General features: G+C 34.7%; 10 protein-coding genes. 7 read left to right on the top strand and 3 right to left on the bottom strand.

Going from position 1 to position 19,351, the window contains the following annotated elements:
* Positions 1-399: 399 nt before the first annotated feature.
* The 3 genes from ACFO3N_RS07770 to ACFO3N_RS07780 form a co-directional block, all read right to left on the bottom strand.
* Complete coding sequence (locus ACFO3N_RS07770; RefSeq protein ID WP_379796614.1) at positions 400-1,227, bottom strand: alpha/beta hydrolase; 828 nt, start codon at positions 1,225-1,227, stop codon at positions 400-402.
* A 55-nt stretch (positions 1,228-1,282) separates the two neighbouring features.
* Positions 1,283-4,198, bottom strand: a complete 2,916-nt coding sequence (locus ACFO3N_RS07775) for an FAD-binding and (Fe-S)-binding domain-containing protein (RefSeq protein ID WP_379796616.1) — start codon at positions 4,196-4,198, stop codon at positions 1,283-1,285.
* A gap of 314 nt (positions 4,199-4,512) precedes the next feature.
* Positions 4,513-5,262 carry a DeoR/GlpR family DNA-binding transcription regulator gene (locus ACFO3N_RS07780; protein WP_379796618.1) on the bottom strand — a complete coding sequence of 250 codons (750 nt, stop codon included), beginning with the start codon at positions 5,260-5,262 and terminating at the stop codon, positions 4,513-4,515.
* Between the two features lie 249 nt (positions 5,263-5,511).
* Here ACFO3N_RS07780 and ACFO3N_RS07785 point away from each other — a divergent pair, with 249 nt between their 5' ends.
* From ACFO3N_RS07785 to ACFO3N_RS07815, 7 genes are all read left to right on the top strand, one after another.
* The gene (locus ACFO3N_RS07785) at positions 5,512-8,799 is read left to right on the top strand and encodes a SusC/RagA family TonB-linked outer membrane protein (protein ID WP_379796620.1); all 3,288 of its coding nucleotides are present in this window, start codon (positions 5,512-5,514) and stop codon (positions 8,797-8,799) included.
* A 25-nt stretch (positions 8,800-8,824) separates the two neighbouring features.
* Entirely contained in the window at positions 8,825-10,558 is a 1,734-nt protein-coding gene (locus ACFO3N_RS07790; RefSeq protein WP_379796622.1) for a RagB/SusD family nutrient uptake outer membrane protein, read from the top strand.
* A gap of 257 nt (positions 10,559-10,815) precedes the next feature.
* Positions 10,816-12,018, top strand: a complete 1,203-nt coding sequence (locus ACFO3N_RS07795) for an exo-beta-N-acetylmuramidase NamZ family protein (RefSeq protein WP_379796624.1) — start codon at positions 10,816-10,818, stop codon at positions 12,016-12,018.
* 295 nt (positions 12,019-12,313) lie between these two features.
* Complete coding sequence (gene murQ, locus ACFO3N_RS07800; RefSeq protein ID WP_250836957.1) at positions 12,314-13,141, top strand: N-acetylmuramic acid 6-phosphate etherase; 828 nt, start codon at positions 12,314-12,316, stop codon at positions 13,139-13,141.
* 171 nt (positions 13,142-13,312) lie between these two features.
* Complete coding sequence (locus ACFO3N_RS07805; protein ID WP_379796626.1) at positions 13,313-14,821, top strand: sodium:solute symporter; 1,509 nt, start codon at positions 13,313-13,315, stop codon at positions 14,819-14,821.
* A 75-nt stretch (positions 14,822-14,896) separates the two neighbouring features.
* A complete protein-coding gene (locus ACFO3N_RS07810) occupies positions 14,897-17,893 on the top strand; it encodes a glycoside hydrolase family 3 N-terminal domain-containing protein (RefSeq protein ID WP_379796628.1) in 2,997 nt (998 codons plus the stop codon).
* A gap of 132 nt (positions 17,894-18,025) precedes the next feature.
* The gene (locus ACFO3N_RS07815) at positions 18,026-19,297 is read left to right on the top strand and encodes an acyltransferase family protein (protein WP_379796630.1); all 1,272 of its coding nucleotides are present in this window, start codon (positions 18,026-18,028) and stop codon (positions 19,295-19,297) included.
* Positions 19,298-19,351 lie beyond the last annotated feature (54 nt).

The raw sequence follows: 19,351 nt of genomic DNA on the forward strand, positions 1-19,351 counted from the left end.
AGTTAGTATAATATTGTTGGTAGAAAATTTTAACCGCAAAGGGCGCAGTGGTTTACGCCATGTTCGCAAAAGTTTTCTTTTTTTTTTTTAATCTCGCAAAGGCGCAGAGGCGCAAAGTTTTTTCTTTTTTTATTCTTTGTCGGTTATTTTCTCTCGCAGATTTAGCAGATTTAATAGATTTAATTTTTGACAAAAAAATCTTTTTAATCTTTTAATCTGTGGCTATTTTTACTCTCGCAGATTTAGCAGATTCAATGGATTTAATTTTTGACAAAAAAATCTTTTTTAATCCTTTAATCTGTGGCTAAAAAAATACCTAACAGGTTTTGAAAACCTGTTAGGATAACCAACCAAAATTTATGCATTACGAATTATCGGTAGTTCGCAATGCACTTAACGTTACTTTGTTTTTATATTTTCGTTGAAGAAATCATAAAAAAACAGCAGCTGATATTTTAATGAATTCTCCCAGTATTTAAGATTATGTTCTCCTGGACGTTCGATGTAATCGTGATTTATTTTTAGATCCAACATTTTTGCATGCAGTTCTCTGTTTACTTTCATAAAGAAATCATCAACTCCACAATCAATAATCAGTTTTAATTTGTTGTCTTTTACCAAGTCTAACATATTGGTAACCGTGTTTTGATTCCAGTTTTCTGGGAATTCGGTAATTGGTCCTAATCGTTTTTTGATATCCCAATTTTCAGGAAACGGACGAAAATCTACTCCTCCGCTCATACTTCCTGCAGCGCCAAATACATCTTGATGTTTAAATGACAGATACAAAGCACCATGCCCGCCCATGCTCAAACCTGAAATAGCTCTTGCCTTACGGTCTGCAATTGTTCTGTACTGTTTATCAATAAACGGGACTAGTTCTTTTACCACATAAGTTTCATACTTAAAACTCGGATCTATCGGACTGTCAAAATACCAGCTTGAATAATTTCCATCTACTCCAACCACTATAAATCCGTATTGATCTACTTGTTTTCCTAGTTCTTTAAAATCTTTCGCCCAAGAACCATAATTTCCGCTATAGCCATGAAGCAAGTAAACCACAGGAAATGCTTTTTTGCTCTTTTTATAATTATCCGGAACTACTACACAAGTTTTAATGTTCTTCTGCATCGAAGGACTAAAAACTTGCAAAGTATCAACCTTCGCCGCTTGGACTGCAAAGGCTATAAAAAGAAGAAAGAAAGTGTAAATTGTTTTTTTCATAATTGATGTTTTTATAAAATAATATTTTTGAAAAGCACTGGGAAAATACAAAAAATTATTTCAAACAATCTTTTAAAATAGTTACGGGATGCATGGCCTTTCTGCTCGTTCCGTCAAAAATCTGATGGCGGCAGCTGGTTCCTGCAGCTGCAATTTCTGTAGATCGCTCTGTTGCCCTAATTTTCGGAAACAGCGTATCTTCTCCCATCTTCATACTGATTTCGTAATGTTCTTTTTCATATCCAAATGAACCTGCCATTCCGCAACAACCCGAATTATAAATCGTAACCGTATTATTTTTTGGAATATTCAGCATCGCAAAAGAAGCTTCTACGCTGCTCAATGATTTTTGATGGCAATGGCCATGAATTTTGATATTTTTCTCTTTCTCAGAAAATTGATCAGCGTGAATTTTTCCGTTTCCAATTTCTCTTTTGAAAAACTCTTCGACTGTAAAAGTATTTTGGGCTAATTTCTCCGCGCTTTCCTTATCTGCAGCCAATCGGATATATTCGTCTCTGAAAGTCAATATTGCCGAAGGTTCAATTCCGATTAAAGGCGTATTTTCTGAAATTATATTTTTAAAAGTATTGATGTTTTTATTCGCGATTTCCTGCGCTTCTTCCAGAAAACCTTTTGAGATAAAAGCTCTTCCGCTTTCTTCATGATCAATTATAATTACGTTGTAACCTAATTTGGTTAATAATTCAAAAGCATCGATTCCGACCGAAACATCATAATAATTGGTAAATTCATCACAGAAAAGATAAATGCTTCCATTTTCAAAAGAGTTCGTTGCATAAAGCTTTTTGTTCTTTTCGTACCATTTTTTAAAGGTCTTTGGAGCCAATAACGGCACTTGTCTTTCAGGCGCAATTCCCATACGTTTTTTAACGAATGAAAGATTAGAAGCCCAATTGGTAACAGATGGCGCAATGCTTCCCAATTCATTCAATTTTGAATTGAAAGCAAAGATTTTATTTCGGAAAGAAAATCCGTTTGCTTTTTGGTATTGATATAAAAATTCTGCTTTTAAAGTTGCCACATCAACATTGCTCGGACATTCGCTTGCGCAGGCTTTACAGCTCACACACAATTCGAAAACTTTGTATAATTCTTCGTGGTCAAATTTATTTTCTTTTTCTGAATTCGTCAGATATTCTCTTAACGCATTGGCGCGTGCACGCGTTGTATCTTTTTCGTTTCTCGTGGCACGATAACTCGGACATAAAGTTCCACCTGCCGATGGCATTTTACGGCAATCGCCCGAACCGTTGCATTTTTCTGCGGCACGCAAAACCCCTAAACTATCCGAGAAATCCTGAATCGTTTTTATTTCAGGCTCTACTCGTCCCGCTTCAAAACGAAGATTTTCATCCATTTTAGAAGCATTTACAATTTTCCCAACATTCAAAATCGTATTAGGATCAAATGCTTTTTTTACTCGTTTTAGCAGTTCGTAGTTTTTATCGCCAATCATAAACGGCAGAAATTCTCCGCGTAGAATTCCGTCGCCATGTTCACCGCTTAACGAACCTCTGTATTTTTTAACTAAATGTGCTACTTCAGTAGATAAATTTCTAAACTGATGTAATCCTTCTTTTGTCTTCAAATTTATCTTTGGACGCAAATGCAGCTCTCCCGCTCCAGCATGCGCATAATAAATCGCACTTTGTCCGTGTCTTTCCATCATCGCTGCAAAATCGGCAATATAATTGGGAAGATCGCTTAATTCTACCGCTGTATCTTCAATAGAATCGGCAGCTTTATCATCTCCAACAATACTTCCTAAAAGTCCGAGACCTGCTTTTCTTACCTCGTTTACTTTGTCAATATCGGTTCCATAAATTTTTGGCAAAGCATATCCGAAACCATTAATTTGAAGATCTTTAATTAAAGCATCGGCTTGCAATTCGGCATCTTCCATACTAATGTGAGATCCAACCTCGAGCATGATAACTGCCTTTGGTTCTCCCACAATAAAAAATCGGTTTTTAGCCTGCTCTCTATTGGTTTTGGTACAATCTAAAATTGTATCATCCATCATTTCGCAAGTGTATAAATGATGTTTCATTGCGGTCACAACAGCTTCTAAACTTTCTTGAATGGTATGAAAATGTGCCACAACCATAATATTGTTTACTGGTGGCAGATCGTCTACTTTTAAAGTAATTTCTGTTGTAAAGGCCAAAGTTCCTTCACTTCCGCAAAGGAGTTTTCCTAAATTGATGGTATCTTCTGTTCCCGAAAAAAGTTTCGCTTTCAGCAAAACATCAATTGCATAACCTGTATTTCGTCTGTGAATTTCTGGTTTTGGAAATTCTCTTAAGATTTCTTCCTGATTTTCTTTGTTCGAAAGTTCTTCGTAAATCGTTTTATAAATTTTATTTTCTAAAGAATCTCCTTTTGTTTTCTCAATAAATTCATCCGAAGTTAAATCTTTAAATACTGCAGTAGTTCCGTCACTTAAAACGGCTTTTATTTCTACAATTTTATCTCGGGTAACGCCATAACGAATTGAAGTTGTTCCCGATGAATTATTTCCAACCATTCCGCCAATCATACATCTATTGGTTGTGGATGTTGTTGGAGCAAAAAACAATCCGTGGGGTTTTAAATATAAATTCAGTTCATCGCGAATTACTCCAGGCTGAACGGTTATAGTTTTCTTTTTAGGATCAAAAGAAACAATTTTATTAAAATGTTTTGAGACGTCTACAATGATTCCGCTTCCAATAGTCTGTCCCGCCAAAGATGTTCCTGCCGTTCTTGGCGTTATGGAAATTTTATTTTTGGAAGCAAACCGAATAATATTTACAATATCATTTTCTGATTTTGGAATGGCCACGGCAAGAGGCATAATTCGATAAGCAGAGGCATCTGTGGCATATATTTTTTTATGAAGGTCATCATAAAAAAGAGTTCCTTCTAGTGAAGTTTCTAATTCTTGTAGTTGAAGAGAATCGGACATTTAATTGGTTCTGTTGCTTTTGGTTCTTTAATACATGTTTTATTTCTGCATTTCGCAAAAACAATACATTCTAAATTTTATTAGAATTCAATATTTATTAAAGTTCCTATTTAGAAGCTTCTAACTTCCTCAAATACAGCACAGAAATGGTAAGCAAACGGAGGAATGTTTTTCATAAATATATTTGACTAATAAAATTAGTTTTAACAAATATAGATACAAAAAGCATACAAATACATTATTTTGCGTTTTTTAACATAATAAAATTAAAATAACGCAACAAAACGCAAAAACTACATTGGATAAGTTTAAAATTATAAGATAAAGACTCCAGATTTTTTATATTCATCTAGTTTTTCATCTTCTGGATCTAATTCTGTTACAATAGTATCCAGCTGGGTAAGATCGCAAACACCATGTGGCATTTTGGTATTTAATTTATTTGAAGCAAACATCGAAACCACTCTATCAGAAGCTTCTATCATTGCTTTTTTTACAATTGAGATTTCGTAACCTACTTCTGTAAGTCCTTGTTTAATATTAATACTGCTGGCACCAATGAAACAAATATCGGCTTTGATTTTAGAAACCACCTGAATCACATCCATACCGATTGTTACCATTGCGTTTTTCTGCATTTTCCCGCCAATAAAAATCAAATCAATATTAGGATGCTGAGACAACTGCATGGCTATTGGTAAACTATACGTATATATTGTAGCTTTCAAATCGGCCGGAATTAACTTTGCAAAAACCAAATTAGTGCTTCCTCCACTCATTATAATAACCTGATCATCATGAAGAAGAGATAGTGCTTTTGTCACGATTTGCTTTTTCTGTTCTTCTGCTGTTATGGCAATATCAAATACATTTGCAGGTTTTTCTTTAACTTGAACAGCACCGCCATATACTTTCTCTAACAGCTTTCTACTATCCAGTTCATTCAAATCTCTTCTTATGGTATCTTCAGACAAATCGAGAGCCAAAGCTAAATCTGTTGTAACAACTTTTTGGTCTTCAATAAGTTTAGTCATTATATATTTATGTCTCTCGGCTTTCAGCATTTTTTTATAAAAGTTAAAATTCATCACAAATATATCAAATATTTCATTCTATATCAGAAAAGAGCTTAAAAACTGCAAAATCATGCATTAGTAAGATTTTAAAAACAAAATCAATAATTATTTTTTATTAAAAATTGCGTTATTTTGCGTTTTTTAAATTATTTTTCGAAAAAAAATTCAAAATAATGCATTTATATGCAATAAATAAATATATTTGCTCAACAACAACCATAAAAAACCAGATTAATCATGAAAAAGTTACTCTTTATTTCAGTGTTGTTTTTGTGCATTCAAGCAGCATTTGGACAAGCAAAAACAGTTACTGGAACAGTAAAAAGCAAAACAGACGGAATTCCAATTCCAGGAGTCAGCGTTATTATTCAAGGAACAAATAATGGCACAACCACTGACTTTGATGGAAACTACAGCATTTCTGTAGCGCCGGGACGAACTCTAAGCTTTAGTTATATGGGTTATGAAACTCAATCAATTAAAGTGGAAAGCCAGCAGAAAATAAATGTTGGTCTTATAGAAAGCACTTCGAAATTAGACGAAGTTGTTGTTGTAGGTTTTGCTTCTCAGAAAAAAACGAATTTAACAGGAGCTGTTGCCAATATTGATGTTGCTAAAACAATTGGAAGCAGACCTTTAACTGATGTTAGTAAAGCTTTACAAGGTACTACTCCGGGTGTAAACATTAATTTTAACTCAGGAAATATTAACCGTGCCGCAAAAATCAACATTCGTGGAGCGGGTACAATTAATGGTTCAGACGATCCTTTAATATTAGTAGACGGTGTTCCTACCGATTTATCTTTAATCAACCCAAATGATATCGCAACGATGTCTGTACTTAAAGATGCGGCTTCTGCATCTATTTATGGCGCTCGTGCTGCTTTTGGTGTTGTTCTTATTACTACAAAAAGCGGAAAAACAGGCGAAGGAAAAGTGAGATTTTCGTATTCAGCAAATACTGCTTTTGTAAATCCGATTTCTACACTTAAATTCTTAGATCCAACAGAAGAAATTCCAGGATTGATCGCTGCAGGAACAAGAACGGATGGTTCTACTCCAGAGATTTTTGGTCAGAACTACAGCATTTTATTAGACGGAATTAAAAACTGGAAACAAAAATATGCAAACAATCGTACCAGTAATGAAATGGTTTATGGAGAAGATTGGGAAATAAAAAATGGTGTTCCTTATTTTTATAGAGTTTGGGATGCTAATAAAGAATTGTATGCCAGCAATGCGTTACAAACAACACATAATGTTTCTGCTCAAGGAAACTTAGGAGACAAGAGTTCATTCTTTGCTTCGTTCGGACTTACCAACCAAGATGGTATGTTAAGAGTAAATCAGGAAAAAAGACAAAGAATCAACATCAACTTAGGTTTTACAACAAAATTAGCAGATTGGCTTACTGGAGATTTCAAAGTAATGACAATCAACAGTTCTTACGATCAGCCGTTTAACTATTATGGAGGTTCTGGAACCGATGACACAGGTTACGGAGGTTACTTTGGTTATGCGCTACGTTGGGGGCAATATTTCCCGAATTTTGGAACTTACAGAGGATACAATTTCCGTACAGCTGGAGGATATTTATCTAATGCTTCTAGAAACGAAAACAATAAACGTAATACAAGGTTAAGCGCTAGATTTACAGCAGATATTACAAAAGATTTAAACCTTATCACTGAAATTAGCAGTGTAAACGATTACTACAACAGAAAACAAAATGGTGGTAAATTCTTAGCATGGGACAGCTGGTCTGCAATGCCATACGATGCAACTACGATTCAAACTGCTACTCCTGCAACTCTTGAAATAGGAAATGATTTCGTTGGACAATCAAAACAAGAGTCAACTACAAATGTGGTAAACATTTATGGTAACTATAAAAAACAATTTGACAAGCATAATTTCAAATTCTTAGCTGGTTTCAACTCAGAATGGCAAAATTTATCGCGTAACTATGCAAGAAGAAATACACTTTTGGACAAATCTAAACCAGAATTTAACCTTGCAGTAGGAGAACAATTTGTTTCTGGAGCTGCAAACACAGATTTAAATCCGACGGAAACAGAATACTCAATTGCTGGTTTCTTTGGTCGTGTGAATTACGATTACAACGGAATTTATTTAGTTGAGCTTAATGCTCGTTATGATGGTTCTTCAAGATTCCCTACTAACGAACAATGGGGATTCTTCCCTTCTGCTTCTGTAGGATACAAAATTGTGAACGAGAAATTTATGGAAGGAACTCGCGGATGGTTAAACGATCTTAAATTGCGTGGTTCTATCGGATCAATCGGTAACCAAAACGTTGGAAACAATGCTTTCTTATCGATTATGACAGCTAAAAATCCTTCTTGGGTTAACAGCGGCGCTACTCTTCCACCTTCTACAAACTTACCAACTAACGTAGATCCTGCCTTAACTTGGGAAAAAGTAATGACCAAAGATGTGGGTATCGATGTTAAAATATTTGATATGCTTGGTGCTTCTTTCGATTGGTACCAGCGTGATACAAAAGGAATGCTTGCTCCGGGCATAACACTTCCTGGTTCATTTGGGCAGACTTCTGCTCAGACTAACTCAGGAAACATGAGAACCAAAGGTTGGGAACTTTCATTGAACTTTAATAAAAATTTGAGCGAAACTGCATCTGTTTTTGTTGATCTTGCTTTATCTGATTCTAAATCGGTTATCACAAAATGGAATAACACTTCTAAATTATTAGCTTTAGTAACACCTGGTACAACTCCTTATTATGACGGTTTTGAAATTGGACAAATCTGGGGATTAACCAGTGACAGACTTCTTCAGGCTGATGACGTAATTACTAATAACGGAAAAACGGTAAATGGCGTTGACTACTCTAAAACAATGGGTGGAAACTTTAAATACGGAGCTGGAGACGTTCACTATGTGGATTTAGATGGTGACGGAGCTATTACTCGTGGAGCTGGAACTGCTGATGATCATGGAGATTTGAAAAAAATTGGTAACTCTACTCCTCGTTACAGATACGGTATTACATTGGGTGGTAAATTCCGCGGATTTGATATTTCTACTTTCTTCCAAGGAGTTGGAAAACGTGATTACTGGGCTGCTTCAGATGCTGTATTGCCTTTCTTCCGTGCGCCTCAGCAAATGTATGCCAACCAAGCAGATTACTGGACTCCAGAAAACACAGATGCTTATTTTCCAAATCCATACTATGGTAACGAAGCAAATACTTTTGGGTCAGGTACTCAAGGTCAGAACAACTTTGTTACTTCGACAAGATATTTGTTAGACATGTCTTATTTCCGTCTAAAAAACTTTACTATCGGATATAATTTGCCAGTAGCTCTTGTAAAAAAAGCAGGATTAGAAAAAGTAAGATTATATACTTCTGGTGAAAATATTGCGACTTGGGCAGACAAACGTCTTCCTGTAGATCCTGAAATCGACGAAACAGAAGTTTTCTGGGGAAGAGCTTATCCTTACACAAAAACATGGTCAGTTGGTGTTGATATCTCTTTCTAATCTCTAACTATTCAAAACTCTTACAATGAAAAAATATAATATAAAATCTAAGTTTCTGCTAATGTTTGCTACTGCTTTACTTGCAGGAAGCGCAGTTAGCTGTTCAGATTATCTTACTGATGATCCAGCAGATAAATTTACAAACGATAACTTTTGGCAGTCAGAAGATAACGTAAAAACCTTTTCATGGCTTAATTATGATACTTTTTATGGTTATGGAAACGGAACTACAATCGGACTTTCTTTCTTTTACTATCATGGAAGTGATTACAGAGTAGATGATAACTTGTCCGCTTTTACTTTCTACCAAATGCCGGTTACAGCTGCAACTACGAATCTTTATTCTTGGAATGAGTATTACACGCTTATCCGCCGTTGTAATCTGATGCTGGAAAAAGTACCAACAGTAAGTATGTCTACGGAGAAAAAGAACCACTATATTGGAGTTGCTAAATTTTTCAGAGCTTATACGTATTTCCGTTTAGTGCAAAAATTTGGTGATGTACCTTATACTGATCAATATTTAGCTCAAGGTGATGCAGAAGTTTATGCACCTGCAAAACCAAGAGCCGAAATTATGGACAAAGTAATTGCAGAATTACAAGAAGCAGCAGACTTAATGTTGGTTAGCGATGATAAAAACGTTACGGCAAATAAATACACTGCTTACGCAGCTTTAAGCAATGCTTGTCTTTATGAAGGAACGTACAGAAAATACCATCTAGGTCAAGATGGAAGCGCTTACTTAAACAAAGCAAAAGCAGCTTCATTGATGATCATGAACAATCCAAGCTACAAATTGAATGCAGATTGGAAAGGACTTTACAATTCAGTTGAATTGCTTGGAAATACAGAGGTGATATTGGCAAAACGTTATTTAACAAACGTATTAATGCACTCACTTCAAAACTATACCAATACTTCAACAATTCAGTATGGTTTAACAAAATGGGCAGCTGATAGCTACGTAACAACAAACGGATTGCCTATTCAGCAAGCTGGAAACAGCCAATATACTGGTGACGATACGGCTGCTAAAACATTTGCTAACAGAGATCCTCGTTTTGGCAAAACGGTTAATCCTGCTAACTACGGTTACAAAGGAAAACCTTTTGGTACAACTGCTTTGGTTTCTATGTCTGGTTATGTATTTGAATTGTACAACAACCCTGCTACAACTGGTCCAGACGTTACAACTGGAGGACGAAACTATACAGATGCTCCGTTATTTACTTTAAGCGAAGTATATTTAAATTATGCTGAGGCTTGCGCCGAATTAGGAACTGCAACCAACAGCGATCTTGATTTATCGATCAATAAAGTTCGTACACGTGCAGGAATCGCTCCATTAACTACTGACGGAGTAAATGCTTCCGCAAATGGTGTTCAGATTAACGACCCAAGAAGAACTTCTTCTTTAGAGCAATTAACTGGAGTAGTAAATCCGTTAATCTGGGAAGTGCGTCGTGAGCGTCAAATCGAATTCATGAGCTGGACTACTTTAAGACAAGCTGATATTTACCGTTGGAAAAAAGGAGATTACTTAGACACTAGCAAAAACCCTGATGTGAACCTAGGAGCTAGAATTGGAACTCCAGTTGGATCGCAAACTGTTGTGGACGGAAATGGATATGTGAAAATATACCCAGCAAGCACAAGAACTTTCGAACCTAAGCATTATTTAATGAACATTCCAACGAATGACATTGATTTGTACAAAGCGCAAGGTGTCGATTTAAAACAAAACCCAGGCTGGTAATTCGGTAAAAACTAAAATACCACATCTAATACAACTGCCTCCGACGTGAGACTTTTCGGAGGCAGTATTTTAAAACACTCTTTTTAAACCCATTGTGGCCAATAAAAAGACCAAATAGAAAAATTACTCCTGATTCATGCAGGTTATATCTTGTTAGTTTTTAGATTCCCCAAATCTGCCTAAAACATTCATATACTCCAATAAAATCTTAATTTTATTAGTCCATTCTTTATTTAACTAATAAACTGTATTTAATAATGATAAAATTTATAGCAAAAAGTACTTTTGTTACAGCATTTCTGTTTTGTGCTACGTCATATTCGGAAGCCATTCAGCCCAATAAAAATGTTATTTCAGCAGAAATTAATAATGCTGTCATAAAAACAGGTGCAGACAATTACGAAAAATACTTACCGCTTTTAAAAGATAAAAAAGTTGGAATTGTAACCAACCAGACCGGAATTTTATCTGATAAAACGCATGTAGTTGATTTTCTATTGGAGAAAAAAATTGCTGTTCAAACTATTTTTGCTCCTGAACATGGATTTAGAGGAACAGCCGACGCGGGCGAACATATCGTGGATGGAAAAGATCCGAAAACAGGTCTTCCTATTATTTCACTTTACGGCGACAACAAAAAACCAAAACCAGCGCAGCTATCTGGAATTGATGTCATGATTTTTGACCTGCAAGATGTAGGAGCACGATTCTATACCTACATTTCTTCTTTGCATTATGTAATGGAAGCTTGTGCCGAAAATAACGTTCCGCTTATTGTTTTAGATCGTCCCAATCCAAATGGTTCTATTGTTGACGGACCGCTTTTAGAAAAAGAATTTACGAGTTTTGTTGGTATGCACCCTATTCCGCTCCTTCACGGAATGACAATTGGTGAATATGCTCAAATGGTAAATGGAGAGAAATGGCTAAAAGATGGCGTTCAATGTAAACTAACCGTTATTCCTTGTGTAGATTACAGCAGAACAATGCCATATAGTTTACTGGTAAAACCATCTCCGAATTTACCAAATGACCAGTCTATAAATTTATACGCAAGTTTATGTCTTTTTGAAGGAACAAACGTAAGCATGGGACGCGGAACTGAGAAACAATTTCAAATCTACGGTTCTCCGTATTTAACCAAAACTAATTTCAGTTTTACTCCAAAACCCAATTTTGGCGCAAAAGATCCTTTATACAACGGAAAAGAATGTTTTGGAGAAGATTTGACTGCTTATCCGAAATTGAAACAATTAGAATTGAAATGGCTTATTAAAGCGTATCAGAATACCAGCGATAAAACAAAATTCTTCAACGCATTTTTTACCAAACTGGCAGGAACAAAAAAATTGCAGCAGCAAATTGAAAGCGGTGTTTCTGAAGCTCAAATAAGAAAGACTTGGCAGAAAGATCTTGAAGCTTTCAAAAAAATGCGAACAAAATACCTGATTTATAAATAATATTTCTAATTCAGTTCCCTTAGACCTAATTTTTTAAACAATAGAAACATAGACTTTGATAGACTTACACAAAAGCGTTTCATTAGCATAAACACACACATATATATTGCTATGCAGAAATGTAGTTCTCTTTGGTTTGCTTTTTAAAGATTGGTTACCTTTTTAAACAAAAATCAAAACCTGTGTTTCTATGTTTTTAAAATTAAATTCTAGATAAAAATATCAAACTATTAATGCAAAATAGAGAAGCCTGATATTGGAAAAATCTCGGTTTCAAAAATCAAAAAAAAGAAAAATGAAAAATAAAAATCCTGAAACTGAACAAGAATCTTTGTACAAAGACTTGGATCAAATGAGCGTGAAAGAACTTCTTACAAACATTAATACAGAAGACAAAAAAGTTCCGCATATTATTGAAGAACAAATTCCTAAAATAGAAAAACTGGTTAAGGCCATTGTAAAAAAAATGCAATTGGGCGGAAGATTATTTTATATCGGAGCTGGAACTTCTGGGAGAATCGGAATTTTGGATGCATCTGAATGTCCGCCAACTTTTGGTGTTCCGCATGACATGATTATCGGAATCATTGCCGGTGGAGACACTGCCATTAGAAAAGCGGTAGAAAATGCCGAAGATGACACAGAACAAGCATGGAAAGATTTGGCTAAGTTTGAAATTTCAAGTTTAGATATGATTATCGGAATTGCTGCTTCTGGTAATACGCCATACGTTTTAGGAGCGCTTAAAAAAGCTAAAGAACACAATATTAAAACAGGAAGTATTTCTTGTATCAGCAACGGACTTATTGCTCAAGAAGCTGATTATCCGATTGAATTAATTGTAGGGCCTGAATTCTTAACAGGAAGTACAAGAATGAAAGCAGGAACGGCTCAAAAATTAACTTTGAATATGATTTCTACTTCGGTAATGATCAAATTAGGAAAAGTAAAAGGCAACAAAATGGTTGACATGCAGCTGTCTAACGAAAAACTGGTAAAACGCGGCATAAAGATGATTATGGAAGAACTTGGCATTGAATACGATGTTGCCGAAGAATTACTGCACACACATAAAAGCGTTAGAGCTGTACTTTCAGCTCACAACAAAAATCAGGAAAACTAAAAACCACACTATCAAAATCTTTTTATAGATTTATACAAATTCAAAAGCTGAATAAATTCATTTTTTGGAGTTTTTAACACCGACCTAACAGAGTAAAATCTGTTAGGTCAATTAAAAAAATTTCTGATTTGAATTATTTATAAAAACCAAAAAAAACACCAAAACTATAAAATGACACCAAGTACCATTCTTCTCCTTATTATTATTTATTTCGGAACATTATTCTATATATCACACAGAGTCAGCAGAAAAGACAGCGGAAATGAAGCCTTTTTTACTGCCAATAAAAATTCAAAATGGTATTTAGTTGCTTTCGGAATGATTGGAACGGCTCTTTCTGGAGTAACCTTTATTTCTGTTCCTGGAGAAGTTGGCGCACCAAGCGGTGAACAATTTAAATATTTTCAGTTTGTTTTAGGAAATGCTCTTGGATTTATTGTTATTACCAAATTACTGTTGCCTCTATATTATCGAATGAATCTGACTTCAATTTACGGTTATATCGAGCAAAGAATGGGCTTTTTTAGCTATAAAACAGCCGCTTCTATTTTCTTAATTAGCCGCACAATAAGTTCTGCTTTCAGATTGTATTTGGTGGTAATCGTTTTACAGCGCTTTGTATTCGATTTTTATCATGTTCCTTTTGCGTTTACGGTTTTAATTTCGTTGCTGCTTATCTTTTCTTATACCTATAAAGGCGGACTAAAAACGATTATTATTACCGATACTTTACAAACGTTTTTCCTTGTAACTTCTGTTTTCCTTACCATTTATTTCATCTGCGACAGAATGGATTTGAGTGCCATTACCGCATTTGAAGAAGTAAAAAACAGTAACTATTCTAAGATCTTTTTCTTTGATGATTTTCTTGGCAGTAAATTTCATTTTGTAAAACAAATTCTGGGCGGAATGTTTGTAACCATTGCCATGACAGGTTTAGATCAAGATTTAATGCAAAAAAACTTGAGCTGTAAAAACATTGGCGAAGCACAAAAAAACATGTTCACTTTTACAGGAATCTTTGTTGTAATCAATATTTTCTTTTTGAGCGTTGGAGCACTTTTATACATCTATGCAAACAAAAACGGAATTGCTGTTCCTACCGATTTAGTTACCGGAAAACCAAGAACCGATTTGCTTTTCCCTGAAATTGCTTTAAATCACTTAGCACTTATTCCTGCAATTGTGTTTTTATTAGGAATTATTGCTGCCACTTTTGCTACTACAGATTCTGCCCTAACAGCCTTAACCACTTCTTTTTGTGTTGACTTTTTAGGTATGGACAAAGCAGAAAACAGCCACAAGAAAAATACTGTACGAATCAGACATTTAGTGCATATCAGTTTTTCTATTTTAATCTTTTTTATCATCCTAGTTTTCAACTCAATTAATGATAGTTCTGTAGTTGGAATGATCTTTAAAGTTGCTTCTTACACTTACGGTCCATTATTAGGATTATACGCTTTTGGGTTATTCCAAAAATCAAGACATGTAAACGACAAACTGGTTCCGTTTATATGTTTGCTTTCTCCATTGTTTACTTATTTTATCAATGAATATTCTAAAGTTTTATTTGCAGGATATGTTTTTGATAATGAATTAATTATACTAAACGGATTAATTACTTATTTAGGATTATTTATTACCAGTTCTCGCAGTGAGAAAGAAATAAGTTTCTAATTCAGCTTAGTACTATTGATGAATCAATTTGAGTTTAATGCACTTAAACTCAAATTAATTTTTAAAAAAAATTATATGAAAAACTCCTTCATAAAAATTAGTCTATACGCCGCTTTTATATTTTTAATTACCAATTGCGCATCCAAAAAAACTAATGGTGCAGCAGATGATAAAAAGGATATTCCTTTACAAGACACTGTTGTTTATGTACCAAAAAACACTTCAGCCAAAAAAACTTTCTTTAAAGATTCTGATAAAGAAACCACTTGGGTTGATAGTATTTATAACAAAATGACAGTACAGGAAAAAATCGGGCAATTGTTTATGGTCTCTGCCTATTCCAACAAAGATTCTGTACATGTTAACCAGATCAGTAAAATGATTGAAGATTATAAAATAGGAAACGTTATTTTCTTTCAGGGCGGGCCAGTTCGTCAGGCGAAATTAACCAACTTATATCAGTCAAAAGCAAAAGTGCCTTTAATGATCGGAATTGATGCCGAATGGGGATTAGCCATGCGATTAGATTCAACGTATCGTTATCCTTGGAATATGACGTTGGGAGCGATTCAGGATTTAAGTTTAATTGAAAATGTGGGAAGAAATATGGCTGCCGAAAACAAACGAATCGGCGTTCATTTCAATTTTGCACCCGTTTTGGATATTAATACCAATCCGAAAAATCCAATTATCGGAAACCGTTCTTTTGGTGAAGACAAAGTTAATGTAACCGAAAAAGCTCTTGCTTTAATGAAAGGAATACAAGGAAACGGCGTTTTCTCCACGGGAAAACACTTTCCTGGACATGGCGATACTTCAACCGATTCGCACCACGCTTTGCCTACCGTTAATTTTTCTAAAGAACGAATGGAATTAGTTGAACTCTATCCGTACAAAAAACTGTTTGACGAAGGTTTGGCTTCTGTTATGGTGGCGCATCTTAATATTCCGAGTTTAGAATCCCAACCAAACTGCCCTTCTTCTGCTTCTTATAATGTGGTGACTAATCTACTTCAAAAAGAATTAGGTTTTAATGGCTTAATTTTTACAGACGGTCTGGCGATGAAAGGTGCGGCAAATTTTAAAGGTCCTGGAGATCTAGAAATCGCTGTTATTTTAGCAGGAAATGATATTTTGCTTTGTCCAGAAAATGTACCCGTTGCTTTTCAGAAATTGGAAGAGGCTTACAATACGCAAGTAATTACTGAAGAAAGATTGGCACATTCGGTTAAAAAAATTCTTCATTTTAAATACAAAGCAGGATTAAACAAATACAAACCGATTGATTTAAATAATTTATATAATGATTTAAATCCGTCGCAAAATGACGCTTTGCATTATAAATTGTATGAAAATGCTATTACGGTTTTAAAAAACGAAAAAGAAATTCTTCCGATAAAAGATTTAAGTGAAAAAATCGCTTATATAAAATTAGGTGAAGACACCAATAGCACTTTTATTTCGACCTTAAAAAAATATACCGAAATCACAGAAGTAAAAGATACCAATCTTGACAGTCTGAATAAAGAATTGAAAAAATTCGACAAGGTTATTATCAGCTATCATAAAGTAAATAAAGCTTGGGAAAAACAAGAATTCACATTACAAGAAATGCTTTGGCTGAAAGAAATTGCAAAACACAACAATGTGATTTTGGACATTTTTGCAAAACCCTATTCGTTATTATCAATCAACAATTTTGATGATATTGAAGGATTGGTGGTTTCGTATCAAAACTCAGATATTAGTCAGGTTGTTTCGGCAGGAATGCTTTTTGGTGCCATCGAAGCCAAAGGGAAATTGCCTGTTTCTATAAATGATGCTTTCCATGTAAATGATGGTTTAACTACCGAAAAACTAAATCGTCTGGCTTTTACAGCTCCAGAAAATGTAAATATGAATCCGGCAATTCTATCCAAAATCGATGCTGTGGCACAAAAAGCAATTGACGGAAAAATGGCTCCGGGAATGCAGGTTTTGGTTGCCAGAAAAGGGAATGTTATTTTTCAGAAATCGTACGGAGCGCAAACTTATGATAACGGAAAAAAAGTAACCGATTCAGATTTATACGACGTGGCTTCGATTTCAAAAATGATTTCAACATTGCCAAATGTGATGCAATTGTATGATAAAAACAAAGTAGAACTGGATACTAAACTGAAAGACATGCTGCCTTTTTTTGCTAAAACAAACAAAGAAAACATCACTTTCAAAGATCTGCTAAATCATTATGCAGGTCTTCAAGCTTGGATTCCGTTTTACAAAACGACATTAGACAGCAACAACCAACCTTCTGAAAAATACTACCGAAAAGCAGCAGAAAACGGTTTTACAACGAAAGTTGCAGACAATCTTTATATTCGAAATGATTATCATGATACAATTATGAAAATCATTGCTGAAAGTCCTGTAGCTCTAAAAAAAGAATACAAATACAGCGATTTTACTTTTATCATTTTAAAAGAATATTTAGAAAGAAAAACACATAAAAAATTAGAAGAACTGAGCCAAGAAAACTTCTACAGTACACTAGGAATGACCAATACGCTTTATAATCCATTAGACAAATTTGATAAAAGCAATATTGCTCCAACTGAAATTGATAACTATTTCAGACATCAAGTCATTCAAGGTTATGTACACGACATGGCTGCGGCAATGGAAGGCGGAGTTGCAGGTCATGCAGGAATTTTTTCTAATGCGATGGATGTAGCCAAAATGATGCAGCTTTATCTCCAAAAAGGAAATTACGGCGGAATTCAATATTTTTCTCCACAGACTTTTGATGCTTTTAATACTTGCTATTACAAAGATCAAGGCGTTCTGCGCGGACTAGGATTTGATAAAAGAGTACACAAAGGCGGACCAACCTGCGACTGTGTTTCTGAAGCAAGTTTCGGCCACACCGGTTTTACAGGAAACATGGCTTGGGCAGATCCAGAAACCGAAATTGTGTATGTATTTCTATCCAATAGAACCTATCCAGAAATAGTAAATGACGAAAACAAATTAGCTAAAGGAAAAATCAGAGAAGAAATCCAACAGATCATTCAAAACGCGATAATGAAATAAAAATTCCAAATTTTAAATTCCAAATTCCAAAACCAAAAAATCTCAAAATCTATATTCTAAAATCTATATTCTAAAATCTATATTCTAAAATCTATATTCTAAAATTCTAACCCTATCTAAAATATCAACCCAATGACAAAAGAACGTTTAACTTCACTCGATGTCTTTAGAGGATTTACCATTCTCTTAATGACGATTGTCAATAATCCGGGAAGCTGGTCCTCTATTTACCCGCCTTTAGAACATGCTGAATGGCATGGCTGTACGCCTACTGACTTAGTTTTCCCATTTTTTGTTTTTATTATGGGAACGGCTATTCCGTTTGCAATGCCTGTAAAACATTTTGACGGAAGCGTTTTCAATAAAATTTTAGTTCGCTCCCTTCGAATTTTCTGTTTAGGATTATTTTTAAGTGTTTTCAGCAGAATCCATTTATTTGGTTTAGAAGGAATTCCGTTATTAGGGTTACGATTAGTAATTGCTTTTGCCGTTGCTTATGCTTTATTAGGTAACTTTTCAATGAAAGTAAAAACCATTCTTGCCATTGGAGTATTTCTAATTCTTATCTCATTATCATTTAGTGGTTTGGAACATTTTGATGATACCAGAATTCCAGGCGTTTTACAGCGTATTGCGATTGTATATTTCTTTACTTCGATTTTATATTTAAAGACCAATTTAAAAACACAGCTTTTAGTTTTAGCCACGCTTTTAATTGGATATTGGCTTGTAATGGCTTTTGTTCCCGTTCCTGGATTTGGTCCAGCCAATTTTGATAAAGGAACCAATCTTGCCGCTTGGATAGACGATACACTTCTAAACGGACATTTATGGGCTTCATCTAAAACTTGGGATCCAGAAGGAATCTTAAGCACTTTGCCAGCCATTGGAACTGGAATTTTAGGAATGTACATAGGTCAGCTGTTAAATTTATCGGTTGATAAAATGGAAATCGTAAAAAAGACCTCCATTGCAGGAACTGCTTTAGTAATTGGAGGTTTAATCTGGAACATCTTCTTCCCTATTAACAAATCGCTTTGGACAAGTTCTTATGTTTTATACACAGCCGGAATTGCAACATTATGTTTAACGCTTTTGTACTATATAATTGACATTAAAGGACATAAAAAATGGACGAAATTATTCCTGATCTGGGGTGTTAACCCGATGATTGTATTTTTCTTTTCTGGAATAATTCCGAGAGTTTTAAGTGGCATAAAAGTAGCCGACCCTGAAAAAGCTGGCGAAGAAATTGGACTTCAAGCTTATATTTATAATCATGGAATTGTTCCTTGTTTTGAAAACCCATTAAATGCATCACTCGCTTATGCTTTATCTTATGCTGTTTTCTGGTCATTCATTTTATGGATTTTCTACAAAAAGAAATTGATTTTTAAAGTCTAATTAAGATCATAATAAATTACGCAACGAGTTACAATTTAATATTCCGTAGGAATA

The organism is Flavobacterium chungangensis, from assembly GCF_042654045.1.
GTDB classification, from domain to species: Bacteria; Bacteroidota; Bacteroidia; order Flavobacteriales; family Flavobacteriaceae; genus Flavobacterium; species Flavobacterium chungangensis.

Bases quoted from the DNA above. Each gene is read 5' to 3' on its own strand.
- ACFO3N_RS07770 (WP_379796614.1), bottom strand. From the start codon at position 1,227: ATGAAAAAAACAATTTACACTTTCTTTCTTCTTTTTATAGCCTTTGCA.
- ACFO3N_RS07775 (WP_379796616.1), bottom strand. From the start codon at position 4,198: ATGTCCGATTCTCTTCAACTACAAGAATTAGAAACTTCACTAGAAGGA.
- ACFO3N_RS07780 (WP_379796618.1), bottom strand. From the start codon at position 5,262: ATGCTGAAAGCCGAGAGACATAAATATATAATGACTAAACTTATTGAA.
- ACFO3N_RS07785 (WP_379796620.1), top strand. From the start codon at position 5,512: ATGAAAAAGTTACTCTTTATTTCAGTGTTGTTTTTGTGCATTCAAGCA.
- ACFO3N_RS07790 (WP_379796622.1), top strand. From the start codon at position 8,825: ATGAAAAAATATAATATAAAATCTAAGTTTCTGCTAATGTTTGCTACT.
- ACFO3N_RS07795 (WP_379796624.1), top strand. From the start codon at position 10,816: ATGATAAAATTTATAGCAAAAAGTACTTTTGTTACAGCATTTCTGTTT.
- murQ (WP_250836957.1), top strand. From the start codon at position 12,314: ATGAAAAATAAAAATCCTGAAACTGAACAAGAATCTTTGTACAAAGAC.
- ACFO3N_RS07805 (WP_379796626.1), top strand. From the start codon at position 13,313: ATGACACCAAGTACCATTCTTCTCCTTATTATTATTTATTTCGGAACA.
- ACFO3N_RS07810 (WP_379796628.1), top strand. From the start codon at position 14,897: ATGAAAAACTCCTTCATAAAAATTAGTCTATACGCCGCTTTTATATTT.
- ACFO3N_RS07815 (WP_379796630.1), top strand. From the start codon at position 18,026: ATGACAAAAGAACGTTTAACTTCACTCGATGTCTTTAGAGGATTTACC.